The organism is Autumnicola psychrophila (assembly GCF_031846645.1).
GTDB lineage: Bacteria > Bacteroidota > Bacteroidia > Flavobacteriales > Flavobacteriaceae > Autumnicola > Autumnicola psychrophila.
Genome location: NZ_JAVRHN010000007.1, coordinates 189,541 through 204,476 on the forward strand (window position 1 = coordinate 189,541; position 14,936 = coordinate 204,476).

Below are 14,936 nucleotides of genomic sequence, written 5' to 3' on the forward strand. Positions count from 1 at the left end.
TCTTATTTATACTTTCGCGGCTTAACAAAAATTAAATAGGTATTAGTATGAAAACTAATTTTTTAAACACATTCCTTTTCGCATTCCTTGCAGTTTCGATAGTAGGATGTAAAAATGAAAAAAACAACGAAGTCGAAGTTACAGAAGCTAAAGATGCTGCTGTTGCTCAAGGTGAAGTTGTAGAATATAAAGTAGATACTTCCGCTACAGTTATTGAATGGTCAGGATCGAAACCAACAGGAACTCATACGGGAACGATTAAAGTTTCTGACGGAACATTTTCTGCAAATGACTCTATCGTAGAAAGCGGAAGTTTTACCATCGATATGGTAACTATTGATGTTACAGATCTTGAAGGAGAAGATAAAGAAAATCTTGAAGCACACCTAAAAGGTACTGTAGAAGGAAAAGAAGGAGACTTCTTTAATATTCTTAAGTATCCTGAAGCGACATTTGAAGTAACAGGTATTTCTGACAAAGACGGTCAAAAAATGATGGAAGGTAATCTTACCATTAAGGAAGAAACTAAAAATATTTCTTTCCCGGTAAATATCAACCGTTCTGGAGATGAAATTGAAATTTCAAGTGAAACTTTCACTATTGACAGGACTGACTGGAACGTGAACTATGGATCAAAATCTGTATTTGACAATTTGGGTGACAACTTTGTAAGTGATGACATCGAACTTAAAATTGATCTTAAAGCTACAAAAGCTTAATTAATACCAATTCTTTTTAAGAAGTACAAGAAAAGCTGCCAATGGCAGCTTTTTTTTATAATAGCGTCAAAACGGAAGTCAAATACTAGCTTACATGCCTCCGGAAGAAAATCTACTTTTTTTGAGAGCACGAATTTCAGCTTGATTATCTCCTATAACAAATCTTCGAGGGCTTTAGAAAGGTGGGTGTATTTAAAAACATAACCCGTACTTTCAATTTTTTTATTACTAACCAACTGACTCGAAAGAACGATTGTAGACATTTCCCCTAACACCGTCTTTAAAACAAAAGCAGGCACGTTCGGCAACCAAACAGATTTCCCCATGTGGTTTGCTACACATTTTACGAGCTCTTTGTTAGTAACAGGACTGGGTGCGACAGCATTATAAGTACCGGAAAGTTCCTTCTCCAGGGTGTGGACAAAGATATTAGCCAAATCCTCAATGTGTATCCATGACTGCCATTGTTGACCGCTTCCTAAAGGAGCGCCAACATTAAAACCAACAGGGTCCTTTAACTTTTTAAGAAGTCCGCCGTTGGGAGCAAGCACAAGACCTATTCTTATTTTTGTGACATCTATTCCTATATCCTGAAAATTATTAACTGCACTTTCCCATTTCACCACAACCTTTCCTACAAAAGAATCATCCACTCCATCATCTTCTTCAAAATAAAGTTTCTCAAGCGAACTTGGGTAAATCCCTATTGCACTTGCTGAAATAAATTGTTCTACCGAATGGTCGTTTTGCGATAAAGTATCAAAAAGTAATTTAGCAGTCTCTGTTCTACTTTCTATAATTTCCCGCTTATAATCTTTGGTCCACCGTTCAGCAATACTTGCACCCACAAGATTTATAACCGCATCTACGCCCTTGATGCTGTCAAGATCGACTTCCTGTGTCTTTGGATTCCAGTAAAAACCTTTATAGTTCTCCTTTTTCTCTATTTTTGACCTGCTCGTGGTAAGGTAATGCACGTCAATCCCCTTCTCATGGCATAAGCTGGTTACATGCGAACCAATTAGCCCCGTTGCTCCTGTAATTAAAACTCGCATTTTTTTCTTTTAAGGTACATACTGTAAACTACTGTAGCTAAATTTAATGGCGGTTTAACAAAGACTATGTATGTTTTTTAACTGCCCTTAACATTTCACGTTTTCCAGGTGGGCCGGGCAGTCTTTCCACAGTAAAACCAACTGCCTGCATAGCTCTTCTTACACTACCTTTGGCTGCATAAGTCACCAGGACTCCTCCTTCAATTAAAGCTTCAAACATTTTTTGAAATACATCTTCTGTCCACAGTTCCGGTTGTACTCTAGCACCAAAAGCATCAAAATAAATAATGTGAAACGCCTTTTTCTCCTCTATATCTTCAAATTTTTTCTTTTGCTTTATAAGAACAAAATCTTCTGAAATTACTGTTTTTTCCTCCCACGGAATAGTGTGCATATCCAGGAAAACAGCTGCGCTTTCCTCTGCAGATAGCACCTCAGGATAATTAAGTTTTTCTACCTCTAAAAGATCTACGGGATAGGCTTCTACCCCCGTGTACGCTATTCTTTTCTGAATCCGGTTTAACTGAAGAAAGGTGATAAAAGCATTTAACCCGGTACCAAACCCGATTTCCAGAATTTTCACATCTTCTGTATTGCTGTTTTTCACAAAATAATTCAGCCCCATTTCAATAAATACATGTTGCGCTTCCTGAACAGCCCCATGTTTAGAATGATATTGTTCATCCCATTGTGGTAAATGAATAGTAACCGAACCGTCGCCGGTTCTAATGATCTTCCTTTCCAAATTATTATTTTTCTATTAAAGCACCATCTGCAAGAAACGTCAATTTTCGCCCTGCTTGGTTAGTTGTTCAATTTCGATTTCAAATTTCTAAGTAAAGCTACCAAAATTACCAAAAGTTTAGATTTTGATTCTGTTTTAATTTGGGTAAATTTGCTGGTCAAAATAAACATGATATGAAAACCAGCACCACCCCTGTGGATATTCAAAAAGCCGCAACTTCTAAGATTGAAAATACAGATTTTAATAATCTCGCTTTTGGACAGGTCTTTACAGATCATATGATGATTTGTGATTATAAAGATGGTGCATGGCAAACTCCTAAAATCCAGCCTTACGGACCTTTAGAAATGGATCCTTCTGCCCGGGTGTTTCATTATGGACAGGCCGTTTTTGAAGGAATGAAAGCTTTTAAGGATGAAGAAGATCAAATATGGCTTTTTAGACCAGAAGATAATTTTGAGCGTATTAATAAATCCAGTGAACGCCTCGCTATTCCTGCTTTTCCGAAAGAATTCTTTTTTGCCGGATTAGAAGAGTTGCTAAAACTGGACAAAGACTGGATAAAAAAAGGTTTTGGAAATTCTCTTTATATACGTCCGTTTGTTATTGCTACTGAAGCTGGCGTATCTGCCGCACCCGCAAAGGAATATAAATTTATGATCATTTGCTCTCCCGCACAAGCTTACTACAGCGGGGAAGTAAGAGTTAAATTCTCTGAAGAATACAGCCGTGCAGCAGATGGAGGTGTAGGTTTTGCAAAAGCTGCAGGGAATTATGCTGCCCAGTTTTACCCTACTAACCTTGCAAAAGACGAAGGCTTTCAGCAAATCATCTGGACAGATGCCAACACTCACGAATACCTGGAAGAGGCAGGTACCATGAACATCTTTTTTAGAGTTGGAGATAAATTAATAACGGCTCCAACGAGTGACAGGATTCTTGACGGTGTGACAAGAAAAAGTATCATCGCCCTTGCCAAAGAATTCAATATAGACCTTGAGGTAAGGAGAGTATCTGTTAAAGAAATTGTGGAAGCTGCAAAAAGTGGCGATTTGAAGGAAATTTTTGGTTCGGGTACTGCTACTGTGATAAATCCAATAGTTGGTTTTGGTCACGCAGGTAAAAAATATGATTTGCCAAAACTGGAAGATTCTTATGCCGGTTTCTTTAAGGATAAACTTACAAAAATCCAGTACAACCAGGCCGCAGATAAATTCAACTGGAGATATCAGGTTAAATAGGAGTTTGAAACTAATAGCAATATAAATAGAGCAATTCTCGTAAGGGAATTGCTCTTTTTTCTTTTTCTTCGGAATAAATAAATCTGAAGCATCTCTAAAATTTCACTATTTTTCAACTTCGGAAGAATAAAAAGCTAAATCCCCTCGTTAGTTGAGAAATCTATCGGAATTGTAAGATTTTTATCATACTCTGGCTTGCCTGAAGGGTTTGCGCGATGAAGAATCAAGAATCCATTTTCAAAATTTTGAGCATCAAACTCCAAACTTCCCTGAAACGGAACAAAATCCTCTGTCATCCACTCTCCTTTCGCCTCAATAGTACCGGTGGCAAGCTCTTTTTGGCCATTATCGACTAAAGTGACCGGTGCTGTACCTTCAAAGAACCAGGTTCCTCTTGCTTTTCCCTTTATTTGTAACGGAGAATATACCTTCTCTTCTTTTTTAGGCTGCTCTACAACAATGAGGTTCGAAATTTGCCAATTTTCATCCTCCTCTTTAATGGAATGTCGAAAATTGCCATTTTCAGCATCACTACTTTCCTGTACTGTGTCTTCAATTAGGGCATTATCCTCTGAAGTTTCAGAAGAATTTTCATCCTTCCGGTTTTCACCACAGGAAGTGCAAAGAGGGATCACTATCAATAGGATAAAGAAGTATTTTATGGTGTTCATTATCAGTGTTATTATTTTTTTAGAATCATATCAATATTTGGTTTAAAATAATTTGGACCCTTTAGCACTTTACCATCCTCCCGATAAATTGGTTTCCCATCTGCGCCAAGCTTACTCATGTTGCTTAATTGAATTTCATCAAAAACCTCTTCAATTTTATGCTGCATACCGTGCTCCAATATCGTTCCACACAGGATATAGAGCATATCGCCCAGGGCATCTGCAACTTCAGCCAGATTATTATTATTGGCAGCCTCCAGGTATTCCTCATTCTCTTCCTTCATAAGCTCAAAACGCAGTTTATTTTTATGCTTCCCGAGATCTGCAATAGGTTCTTCATTAAAACCAAGTCCAAAAGCAGTATGAAATTGTTTTACCGCCGCAATTCTTTTCTTCATATTATTTTTGTTCTTTGATGCTCAAATTGAGCTGTGGCCAATTGACCTATTGTGTTCTTATTTGAAATTTACTCCTGTTGCTTTTGCAGCCAGAATCTGCATGAAAAGCTTAACTTTGCTTAAAAATAACAAAAATGTTTAGTACAGGACAGCTAATTTTTGCAGGCTTTTTTGTGGTAGCCTTTGTGGCAGCCATAATTTTTAGCTATCGCAAGGATATTGCACTGCATAGAAAATATTACAAAGGAAGTATATATGTGCTTATTGGCTTTCTCGCCTTTATTGGTATACTTTTTTTGATAAAATTATTTATGAACCGCTAGTAAACACGGGAATTTCTACATAGCAAAGGATTTTATTTATCTTAGCACTAAATAAACGGAATAAAATGAAAATTATTAAATACCTCCTGTTTCTTATTCTTATCCTTATTATAGGTTCCTCTATTTACATTGCCACAAAAGATGGTGATTACCAACTGGAAGAAACGAGGATAGTTGCGGCTCCACAGGAGATGATTTTTAATGAAGTTAATGAATTCCGAAACTGGGAAGAGTGGTTTGCCTGGTTACAGAGTGAAAATAATCCTATTATTACCTACACCGAAGAAAGCAGTGGCGAAGGCGCTGTTCTTTCCTGGAAAAGTGATGAAGTTGGTAATGGAAAAATCACGACTACCGCGGCACGGCCTTTTTCTTCTATAAATCAGGACATGGAATATACCATACCTTTTGGAGAATCCAGCAGTGAAGTATATTGGAACTTTGAACAAACAGAGAACGGAACCCAGATCACCTGGGGAGTGCAGGGAAAACACAGTTTTATGGAAAAACTTGGTTTTTTACTTCAGACTGATGATTTCAGCGATATATGGCGAACCAGGATGCAACAGAGCCTGGATGATCTTGAAAGAATTACGAATGAAAAAATGGCAGAGTACTCCATTAATGTTGATGGTGTGACACAGCATGGTGGAGGATATTATATGTATAGTACAACTGCAAGTAAACTTAGTCAGGTAAATGACCGGATGTCTACTATGATTACGGATATTTCTTCATATATGGAGAAAAACAATATCGAGAAGCTGGGAAACCCTTTTGTTCTCTATAACGAATGGAACAATGGGAATACTACCGCAATCTTCTCTGCAGGATATTTTACTCCCAGCGAAATAATAACTCCGGAAGAGAGTCCGGTTCTCACCGGATTTATGTCTAATCAAAAAGTTGTAAAAACCACTTTAAAAGGAAGTTATGATAACCTGCCCGAAGCCTGGGACAGAGCTCATGCCTATATTCAGGAAAATAACCTGGTGCCGCTGGAAGAATCAGATTCTTTTGAAGTATATAACATCAGGCCTCAGGACACCAAAAATCCTGCGAACTGGATTACTACCATTTATATTCCCATACAAGAACCATAATCTCTTATGAAAAGTGCTTTCCTGGTTTTTTTAGGCGGTGGGCTGGGCAGTGTTTTGCGTTATCAGTTAAGCAAACACCTAAATAATACAGTCATAACCTCTATCCCTTACGGCACCTTGACCGTAAATATCCTAGGTAGCCTTCTGTTGGGTTTTCTTATGGGCATTAGCTTTAAGTACAATAATTTACCTACGGCCTTCAGCCTTTTTTTCGCTGTGGGCTTCTGCGGTGGATTTACGACATTTTCCACTTTTGCTTATGAAAATCAGATTTTTTTAAAATCTGGTGATTATTACAATTTTCTGCTTTACACTTTGGGCAGTCTCTTTTTGGGTGTTTCTGCCGTTATCATAGGGGTATTCCTGTCCAGGTTTTCTTAGAAATCTGTAAGAGATAAGAAAAGCGGTAGCAATTACACATTCACCAATATCCATAATATTTTAAGATTCTCTAATCTTAAACATATAATTCTCCTTATCACCCCCCATAAAACCATACCCTTACTTCAAAAAAGAGATTAAAAGTCATTTTTTATATATATAATACCTCTTTTTTATACTAAATCAACCCATATTTTAAAAGTTTTCTGTCCAGTCTTACCTCAACTATCAACTTTATAGGTAAATATTCCGCATATTTATAGTTTCAAAATATGTACCCCTAAATTTTGGGGGTAATAAATTCTCAATGCCATAAAAGTTACACTATACCCCTATTTTTTAGCGGGGGTTTGTGATATTTTTATAACTTTATCAAAAGTTTTAATTAGAAATTATGAAAAAAATTGAAGCAATTATTCGAAAATCTAAGTTCGATGAAACAAAAGTGGCTCTTCACGATATGGGGGTCACCTTTTTTAGCTATTGGGACGTTACCGGTGTCGGTAACGAAAAAGAGGGGCATGTTTACCGTGGGGTAAGCTACAGCACGGCAGATATCCAAAGAAGATATCTTTCTATAGTAGTAAAGGACTCTTTTGTTCAAAAAACCGTAGACGTAATTTGTAAGACTGCTCATACTGGAAACGTAGGAGACGGTAAAATTTTCGTTTCTCCAATAGATGAAGCTTACCGAATAAGAACTAAGGAAAAAGGAGAGGATTCTCTGAAATAAAATTACTAACTCTATTTAAGCCAAAGAAATTATGGAAGGATTATTAACAGTTAATAACGTATGGATGATGATCTGTACAGGGCTGGTATTTTTTATGCACCTTGGTTTCGCTTTTCTCGAAATCGGTCTTACCAGACAAAAAAACACCATCAACATATTATTTAAAAATATTTTTATTATCACAATGGGCTTGCTCCTATATTGCCTTTTAGGATTCAATCTTATGTATCCGGGAGAATTTAATGGATTTATAGGTTTTGCAGGTTTTGGACTTAGCAGCCCACTGGTAGACGGTTCTCTGGATCTTGCCTACAGTGAAGGATATACTTACTGGACAGACTTTCTCTTCCAGGGAATGTTTGCCGCGACTGCCGCAACCATTGTCTCTGGTGCTGTTGCTGAAAGAATGAAACTGAGTGCTTTTATGATCTTTGTCCTTATATACGTAGGATTGGTTTATCCTATTGCAGGATCATGGAAATGGGGTGGTGGATTCCTTGATGAAATGGGCTTTTATGATTTTGCAGGTTCCACATTAGTACATTCCGTTGGTGGCTGGGCAGCTTTAGTGGCTATTTGGTTGCTTGGTGCGAGAATCGGAAAATTCAAAGATGGTAAAATCGGAGTTTTTCCCGGGCACAGTATGCCTTTTGCAACAGCCGGAGTTCTGATTCTATGGTTAGGATGGTTTGGATTTAACGGGGGATCAGTTCTGTCTGCAGACCCGGAGCTAACTTCCTTAACCCTTGTTACTACCTGTCTTGCAGCTGCAGCTGGTGGAGTTGCCTCTTTTATCTTCTCCACAATGATGTATAAAAACTATGACATCACCATGTTTTTAAACGGAATATTGGGGGGACTCGTAGGTATAACTGCCGGAGCAGATCAAATGTCTCCTACAGATGCTGTATTAATTGGTGCCATCGCAGGGGTTATCATTGTTCTGGGAGTAGCATTAATAGACAAAATGAGACTGGATGATCCTGTAGGAGCAGTAGCCGTACACTTAATCTGCGGAATTTGGGGAACATTGGCCGTTGGAATCTTCGGAAACCTGGCAAGCTTTGACCAGTTTATTACACAGCTTATTGGTGTGGGATGCTATGCAGCTATTTGTATTGTAGGCGCCTTTCTAATATTCTATATCATGAAAGTTACAATTGGTATAAGAGTCTCAAAAGTTGAAGAAACGGAAGGTCTAGATCAACATGAACATGGCATGGACGCTTATGCCGACTTTGGATTAAGACAACATTAGGAAAACAATAGAGAAATGAAAACGGAGCGTTTTGCCGAACGCTCCGTCAATGATCACTCTACATATTTTTCGATTGACTAAACATGATCAATCGAGCCTGGAAGCTAAATCAAATCAAAAAAAATTTAAACAATCTTATTATGAAAGTAATTAAAAATTCAAAATTAACAAAATTCCTGCTTATAGCAGCAGTAGTTCTATCAAGTTCCTATACTTATGCTCAGGAAGACATGGAAATGGAAGCAGAAGAAGAAGTTTCCAACTGGACTCTTAGTGGTACTGTAGATGCATACTTCAGAACTAATTTCAACGGCTTGAACAAAATAGAGTATGATGCAGATGGTGACCCTATAGCAGGACCACAGGCACCTGCCTCTTCTTTTGCCAATGCTCCCGGTTTCGCTTTAGGAATGGCAAACGTAATTTTGGGCTATGAAGGCAGTAAAGTAGGTTTTGTTGCCGATCTTGTTTTTGGACCTCGTGGTGAAGAAGCAGTTTTTAATTCTATTGGTTCAAGCAATATTGTGAACCAGCTTTATGTATACTATAACGTGAACGACGCGTTAACGCTTACCCTGGGTAACTGGAATACGTATCTGGGCTATGAGGTTATTTCTCCAGCTGCCAACTTTAACTATTCTACCTCCTATATGTTCTCATACGGACCATTTTCTCATACCGGTTTAAAAGCTGATTTTAGTTTTGACGATAACTGGACAGGGATGTTAGCGATCATGAACCCTACAGACTTTACAGAGTTTAACCCTTATGGAAAATACTCCTTTGGAGGACAATTGGGATATTCAAACGCATCCGGTAGTGCATTTTTGAACTTACTGTACGGTGAACAATCACCGGTTTCTGATGATGCCACGTTCCAGATAGACTTAACCACAGGTTGGGATCTTTCTGATGCTTTTTACCTTGGCTTTAATACCACATATCAAGACACAGATGGTTTCGGTTTTTACGGAGCGGCAATTTATCCGCAGATTCAAACTTCCGATAGTTTCGCAATAGGTTTAAGAGCTGAATATTTTAAAGAACTGGAAGACGGTGGTCCGGTTTACGGAGCAGATGTAGAAGCACTGGATTTCACTTTAACAGGAAGTTATACAGTTGGTAATTTAATCATTAAGCCGGAGTTAAGACTGGATAGTATTTCTGAAGATGCATTCTTGGATTCAGATTTAAATATGAATGATAACCTTTCTTCATTCCTTATTGCTGCTATCTATGCGTTCTAATTTCTTAAATTCTTAAATACACGGAAATATTTCTGGTACCTAAGCTTAGGAACAGAAATATTTTCGGTTTTAATATTAAATCTTTTTGGGAAATCACCACTCTGGCATTCATATCCAAAACCGTCCGCCGGAGTAGGTGATTTTTTATATTACAATTCATTCTTATAGAATTTTCTTCGAAAATAACTCCTCTCTTTATTTTCAAGAAAACAGTTTTCTAAGCAAATAGTAACACTCAGGATCGATAATTGGCATTTTCAGCATATCACCTTTTATAACAGATTTATTCTGAAGTTGCTCCGTTTCATTTTGATAATATGAAATAACGACTTCTTTATAATCACCTCCTCTTCCATTCATTTCGCACAAAGCTGTTATCTAAAAGTTCACATTTCTAATATCTATTTGCACAATTCGTGCAACAAGACAAGAAATTTTTGGATGCCATCAACTATAAAGACGAATTTAGATTCCTAAACAATAAGCTAAGGGAATTTACCATAATTTAGGCCTCTATTTTCATCCTATGCTTCATCAACTTTATCGTTCCTATACAAATTCTTTTAGTGGCCTGCGTAAAGAAGTCTGGCTTCTGGCTTTAATTACGCTTATTAATCGGGCGGGAACCATGGTTATTCCGTTCCTGTCACTATATCTTACAAAGAGCCGCGGATTTTCACTGGAGGAAGTTGGCTGGATTCTTACATTTTTCGGATTGGGTTCTGTAACAGGATCCTGGCTGGGAGGAAAATTAACTGACAAAATTGGCCATTATAAGACCATGGCCGCAAGTTTGATTCTTTCTTCCTTTCTCTTTGTCTTGCTTCAATTTCCGCAGTCTTTTTGGGGAATATGTACTGGAATATTTCTGGTAATGACGATGGCAGATATGTTTCGTCCAGCTGTTTTTGTGGCTATAAGTGCCTATAGCAAGCCCGAAAACAGAACGCGCTCTGTCACCTTAATTCGGTTGGCGATCAATCTTGGATTTTCTGCCGGACCTGCGATTGGCGGCTTAATTATTATAGGAATCGGCTACAGCGGACTCTTCTGGGTTGACGGAATTACCTGTCTAATTGCAGGAATTCTGTTGCTTAAACTACTTCATCCCAAACGTGCATTAGAAAACGCAAAAGAAATTAACCTGAAGCCACAATCGGTATTAAAAGATAAGCCTTATCTTCTTTTTATTACTGCAATGATTTTGTTTGGCTTCATTTTCCTTCAGTACTTCTCTACTGTACCTCTGTTTTATGCTGAAGTGCATCATCTTTCAGAATTTGAAATCGGAGTCTTGCTGGGTTTTAACGGTTTTATAATTTTTCTGTTTGAAATGCCCCTTATAAAATACCTTGAAGTAAAAGGAAAATCTGCTACAACTTATGTTATACTGGGAATTGCCCTGGCAGGATTAAGTTTCCTTGCAATGAATCTTAGCAATTGGCTGGGAACGCTTGTTATAGGAATGTTTCTATTAACGATTGGAGAAATGATTGCTTTTCCTTTTTCCAACAGCTTTGCCCTGCAACGTGCAGATAAAGGGAAACAGGGATCCTATATGGCACTTTACAGCATTGCCTTTTCCATAAGTCACATCTTTGGACATAATTCCGGAATGCAGCTAATAGGAAAGCTCGGTTATAGCTTCACCTGGAATGTCATGATAGGTCTTGCCCTTTTTTCCTGTTTGTTCTTAGTCTGGCTCAAATTTAAGCTAAAAAGCGAAGCTGCTGCTTAATCCATCTCTGCCTGATAGTATTTCGATTTCCCCAAATATTTATGGATAAGTTCATTATATTCAGGACTTAATTTTAGATCAAGAATCCCGGGAATATCATAAAGCCGCTCCATGTCATCAAACCCTAACTTCAGCAAATCTTCAAGATAAAGTAAGGCAGTTTCATAATCCCCATCATTACCCGCGAGCTTTACAATATTCAAATAAGCTTCAGGATGTTGCTTATCCAGAACAGTCCTTAAAAGGCTCGCGAAAATCTTTATATCCAGGCTGGTACTACTCTTCTGAATTCCTTCATATTTTACGCTGGAATAGTTTTTTAGAAACCCTTCAAGCCTGTGCGCCATCTTTTGCTCTGCTAGACCTCCATCCTCCTGAAGTTTTCTTAGTTCATCTAACTGATACGCCCACCATCCAATATTTTCAAAATTGGCGATAGCAAGATCATTCTCCATGAAGTAAATATAATCCTGCTGCTTAAGCTCTTCCCGCTCCTCTACTCTCCTGTACTCCCTTCTCTGCTTCCTGAAAGCTCTGGTCCTACGTAATTCTCTCTTTTTTTCTTTAAGAATATCGTCAAAATTGTAATTCTCATACTTCTCCTCCATTTGCTCCAGTTTTACAAAGGCAGGATAATATTCCCTTTTTCGTCTCAACCTTTCCGCGTATTCCAATTCATTCTGAAAAATATTATCCACAACTTCGGCATCTCCAAAACGTCTTCCTCTTTCCATTGAATTTAAGGTGAAACCTGCCGCCGCATTTGCAATGACCTGAGGATCTGGCCATTCTTCCGGACTTCCGGAATAATAACTGAGCTCTGCTGGAAAATCTCTCTTTTCAAAGAAATCAACATAACTTTCCAGCTGAAACTTTTGAAAATCCTGCTCACTCACTACTGCATTAAAGAAATATTTATTTTTTTCGACTACAAATTCCGGTTTTAAAACGACATCTCCTATGGCAAGTACACCATCCACATCATTATAGATTATAGGAAGAGCAGCTGCCACCTGTGCACCTTCATCAAGGCCGGCGGTATAAATGTGATCTGTATCAATTGGAATAGCCCTAACTACGCTCCCAATCATTCTAAGAGCCTGGGTAACGTTCTGCTGAAGTGAATCCTGTTTATAGTTAACATTGGAAGCTGCAATAACGTATGACTGTTCTTCCGAAACTCCTCGAAAAAGTTGAGCTGCAAGTCTCCCTCTACCCTCAGGATCGAAAACAAAAATTACAGGATTAGCTTTTTCAGCATCAAAAGACTGAGGAATATAAAGTGCATAGGAACCACCAAGGCTATCCTGAACAGGAATAGAATCTGTAACCCTTCCTTTAACCAGCCGTAATTCCTGCGCTCCTGCAGAAAAGAAAATACAGATTAGGAGTAGAAATAAACAGTTTTTTTGCTTCTTCATAACTATTTGTTCGTTAGTAAATATAAAAAAAAGCCTCTACCCTCAGGTAAAAGCTTTATTAGTGCCATACATTTTCCTAATACTATTTATTCTTAACCCTCTCCAGCCTTACCTGTTGCTGATTTGAGGAAAAAAAGAAACTTGCCAAAATTGTTACTAAAAGTAAATCGGCAAAGATCAGGAACATCACTCTTACTGCAGCTATTCCATCAAAATTCATTCCTGAAAATCCTATAAGACCGGTTAGCAATGTAAACGCTAAAAATATAATTATCTTCTTTTTCATGTTTTCAATTTTTTTAAAAGTAAACTTATAAAGCAATACTTAGTCTCAAAGAAATTATAATTACCACTATATTAACGTGGAAACCACTGCAAGCGGCTCAAATGTTAATATTTTGATAGTATCCTTGGTTTCTAAACAAGAAGTTTTTATTACCCCTGCCTGAGTAAATTATTTATCTTCGCTACTTAAAACTGCAGCGAGATTTTGGGTAAAAAAAATTTAGATAAAGGCCATTCAGAAGAATTTTTTGGAGATTACAGGGATTTCTGGTGGAACAAACCTTTCCTCGATTTGACTGCAGAAAGGCTTAATTTACATACCGTAAGCTCTATGCTCGATGTGGGCTGCGGAAAAGGACACTGGACCAGGATCATGGCACCTTACCTTCGGGAAGATGCTGAGATTACTGCCGTGGATAACGATCAGAAATGGCATTACCAAAACCCTGAATTAGAACATTATTTTTCAGGCAAAGCACAGAATTTTAACCTAATGAAAGCAGATGCTCAAAAATTGCCATTTCCGGCCAATAGCTTTGATTTTGTTACCTGCCAGACCGTACTCATTCATCTTCCCGAGCCTGAAAAAGCTATTAGGGAAATGAAACGGGTTCTGAAAAGCAACGGAATCCTGCTTTGCGTGGAACCGAACAACATTATCCAAAGTCTTACTAAAACGTCCCTTACCAAAAATGATTCCATAGAGGATACACTCGATCATATTAAATATCGTCTCATTATCGAAAAAGGGAAGCGAAAAATGGGCCAGGGCGATAATTCGCTGGGTGATTTGCTGCCCGGCATGTTTGCCATGGAAGAACTAAAAAATATCGAAGTAAGATTATCCGATAAAGCAATTGCCATGTATCCGCCATATGATAATGAAGAACAGGTAGCAACGCTAAAGCAATGGCTTGAGGGAAGTTCCTGGAAATCGAATACTCAGAAGGATATCGATTTCTTTAGTGCTGCAGGAGAGCAATATATGCCATTTTACTTCGAATATCAGGAAAAATATAATTCCAGAGACAGCCACATAATGGGAGCTTTACAGCGTGAACAATTTCATGCTGCCGGAGGTTCTCTTATGTATCTGGTGAGCGCCAGAAAGTAATTTCCGAAGAAGTACTCCTCTCTCAGGGCTTTATTCCAGGCACTCCCGGCTTCTTAATAGGTGCGTCTTCAATTACATTAGATAACACAATATGAGTTTTTGTCTCTCCATAAGTAATCATTTTATCAATAAATTGCTCCAGGTGTGACTGATCCTGAAGAACGACTTCCATAATAATGTTTTCGTTACCTGTAATCCTGTAGCAGTTTAGAACCTCATCAAATTCCTTTACCTTTTCCAGGAAAGCTTTAAGTCTCCCCATAAAAGCTCTCAACGTAATGATCGCTTTTAATTGATGTCCCGCCTGGTTATAGGCAATTTCGGTTCTATATCCTTTTATTAGGCCAGAATCTTCCATTTTCCGGATTCGCTCTGCAACTGCGGGAGAGCTTATTCCCACCCTTCTGCCAATTTCTGCATTGGATTGCCGGGCGTTAAGCTGCAGACATTTGAGTATCTCCCAATTGAGTTTATCGATTTTCATTTTAATAGTTTAAAGCAATA

At 38.1% G+C, this 14,936-nt stretch carries 18 protein-coding genes; 10 read left to right on the plus strand and 8 right to left on the minus strand.

The genetic code is table 11. The features are described from left to right. Nucleotides 1-47: 47 nt before the first annotated feature. A complete protein-coding gene (locus tag RM541_RS11020; RefSeq protein ID WP_311500202.1) occupies nt 48-719 on the plus strand; it encodes a YceI family protein in 672 nt (223 codons plus the stop codon). A gap of 152 nt (nt 720-871) precedes the next feature. Here RM541_RS11020 and RM541_RS11025 read toward each other — a convergent pair whose 3' ends face one another. Further along, entirely contained in the window at nt 872-1,774 is a 903-nt protein-coding gene (locus tag RM541_RS11025) for a TIGR01777 family oxidoreductase (RefSeq protein ID WP_311500203.1), read from the minus strand. A gap of 64 nt (nt 1,775-1,838) precedes the next feature. Then, a complete protein-coding gene (gene mnmC2 / locus RM541_RS11030; protein WP_311500204.1) occupies nt 1,839-2,519 on the minus strand; it encodes a tRNA (5-methylaminomethyl-2-thiouridine)(34)-methyltransferase MnmC2 in 681 nt (226 codons plus the stop codon). A 173-nt stretch (nt 2,520-2,692) separates the two neighbouring features. Between mnmC2 and RM541_RS11035 the strand changes: the two genes are divergently transcribed. Further along, entirely contained in the window at nt 2,693-3,760 is a 1,068-nt protein-coding gene (locus tag RM541_RS11035; protein WP_311500205.1) for a branched-chain amino acid aminotransferase, read from the plus strand. Between the two features lie 134 nt (nt 3,761-3,894). On the opposite strand, the gene RM541_RS11040 is transcribed toward RM541_RS11035, so the two are convergent. Both RM541_RS11040 and RM541_RS11045 read right to left on the minus strand, forming a co-directional pair. Then, a complete protein-coding gene (locus RM541_RS11040; RefSeq protein WP_311500206.1) occupies nt 3,895-4,431 on the minus strand; it encodes a Gmad2 immunoglobulin-like domain-containing protein in 537 nt (178 codons plus the stop codon). Nucleotides 4,432-4,442: 11 nt separating this feature from the next. Continuing rightward, nucleotides 4,443-4,829, minus strand: coding sequence for a pyrophosphohydrolase domain-containing protein (locus RM541_RS11045; RefSeq protein ID WP_311500207.1), 387 nt, complete (start codon nt 4,827-4,829; stop codon nt 4,443-4,445). A 134-nt stretch (nt 4,830-4,963) separates the two neighbouring features. Here RM541_RS11045 and RM541_RS11050 point away from each other — a divergent pair, with 134 nt between their 5' ends. From RM541_RS11050 to RM541_RS11075, 6 genes are all read left to right on the plus strand, one after another. Further along, nucleotides 4,964-5,152 carry a hypothetical protein gene (locus RM541_RS11050; protein WP_311500208.1) on the plus strand — a complete coding sequence of 63 codons (189 nt, stop codon included), beginning with the start codon at nt 4,964-4,966 and terminating at the stop codon, nt 5,150-5,152. 65 nt (nt 5,153-5,217) lie between these two features. Beyond that, a complete protein-coding gene (locus RM541_RS11055; protein WP_311500209.1) occupies nt 5,218-6,255 on the plus strand; it encodes an SRPBCC family protein in 1,038 nt (345 codons plus the stop codon). A 6-nt stretch (nt 6,256-6,261) separates the two neighbouring features. Continuing rightward, nucleotides 6,262-6,636 (plus strand): fluoride efflux transporter CrcB, encoded by a 375-nt coding sequence (gene crcB / locus RM541_RS11060; protein WP_311500210.1) that lies wholly within the window; start codon nt 6,262-6,264, stop codon nt 6,634-6,636. 394 nt (nt 6,637-7,030) lie between these two features. Beyond that, complete coding sequence (locus RM541_RS11065) at nt 7,031-7,369, plus strand: P-II family nitrogen regulator (RefSeq protein WP_311500211.1); 339 nt, start codon at nt 7,031-7,033, stop codon at nt 7,367-7,369. A gap of 31 nt (nt 7,370-7,400) precedes the next feature. After that, nucleotides 7,401-8,627, plus strand: coding sequence for an ammonium transporter (locus RM541_RS11070; RefSeq protein ID WP_311500212.1), 1,227 nt, complete (start codon nt 7,401-7,403; stop codon nt 8,625-8,627). A gap of 140 nt (nt 8,628-8,767) precedes the next feature. Then, nucleotides 8,768-9,874 (plus strand): outer membrane beta-barrel protein, encoded by a 1,107-nt coding sequence (locus RM541_RS11075; RefSeq protein ID WP_311500213.1) that lies wholly within the window; start codon nt 8,768-8,770, stop codon nt 9,872-9,874. Between the two features lie 201 nt (nt 9,875-10,075). On the opposite strand, the gene RM541_RS11080 is transcribed toward RM541_RS11075, so the two are convergent. Beyond that, a complete protein-coding gene (locus RM541_RS11080; protein WP_311500214.1) occupies nt 10,076-10,234 on the minus strand; it encodes a hypothetical protein in 159 nt (52 codons plus the stop codon). 166 nt (nt 10,235-10,400) lie between these two features. Here RM541_RS11080 and RM541_RS11085 point away from each other — a divergent pair, with 166 nt between their 5' ends. Further along, a complete protein-coding gene (locus RM541_RS11085; RefSeq protein ID WP_311500215.1) occupies nt 10,401-11,612 on the plus strand; it encodes an MDR family MFS transporter in 1,212 nt (403 codons plus the stop codon). On the opposite strand, the gene RM541_RS11090 is transcribed toward RM541_RS11085, so the two are convergent. Continuing rightward, a complete protein-coding gene (locus tag RM541_RS11090; RefSeq protein WP_311500216.1) occupies nt 11,609-13,033 on the minus strand; it encodes a hypothetical protein in 1,425 nt (474 codons plus the stop codon). The genes RM541_RS11085 and RM541_RS11090 overlap by 4 nt on opposite strands. 82 nt (nt 13,034-13,115) lie before the next feature. Next, nucleotides 13,116-13,319 (minus strand): DUF1328 domain-containing protein, encoded by a 204-nt coding sequence (locus RM541_RS11095; RefSeq protein WP_311494951.1) that lies wholly within the window; start codon nt 13,317-13,319, stop codon nt 13,116-13,118. A 204-nt stretch (nt 13,320-13,523) separates the two neighbouring features. On the opposite strand from RM541_RS11095, the gene RM541_RS11100 reads away from it, so the two are divergent. Then, nucleotides 13,524-14,432, plus strand: a complete 909-nt coding sequence (locus RM541_RS11100; protein ID WP_311500217.1) for a class I SAM-dependent methyltransferase — start codon at nt 13,524-13,526, stop codon at nt 14,430-14,432. A gap of 22 nt (nt 14,433-14,454) precedes the next feature. Here RM541_RS11100 and RM541_RS11105 read toward each other — a convergent pair whose 3' ends face one another. Further along, nucleotides 14,455-14,916 (minus strand): Lrp/AsnC family transcriptional regulator, encoded by a 462-nt coding sequence (locus RM541_RS11105; protein ID WP_311500218.1) that lies wholly within the window; start codon nt 14,914-14,916, stop codon nt 14,455-14,457. Between the last annotated feature and the right edge of the window lie 20 nt (nt 14,917-14,936).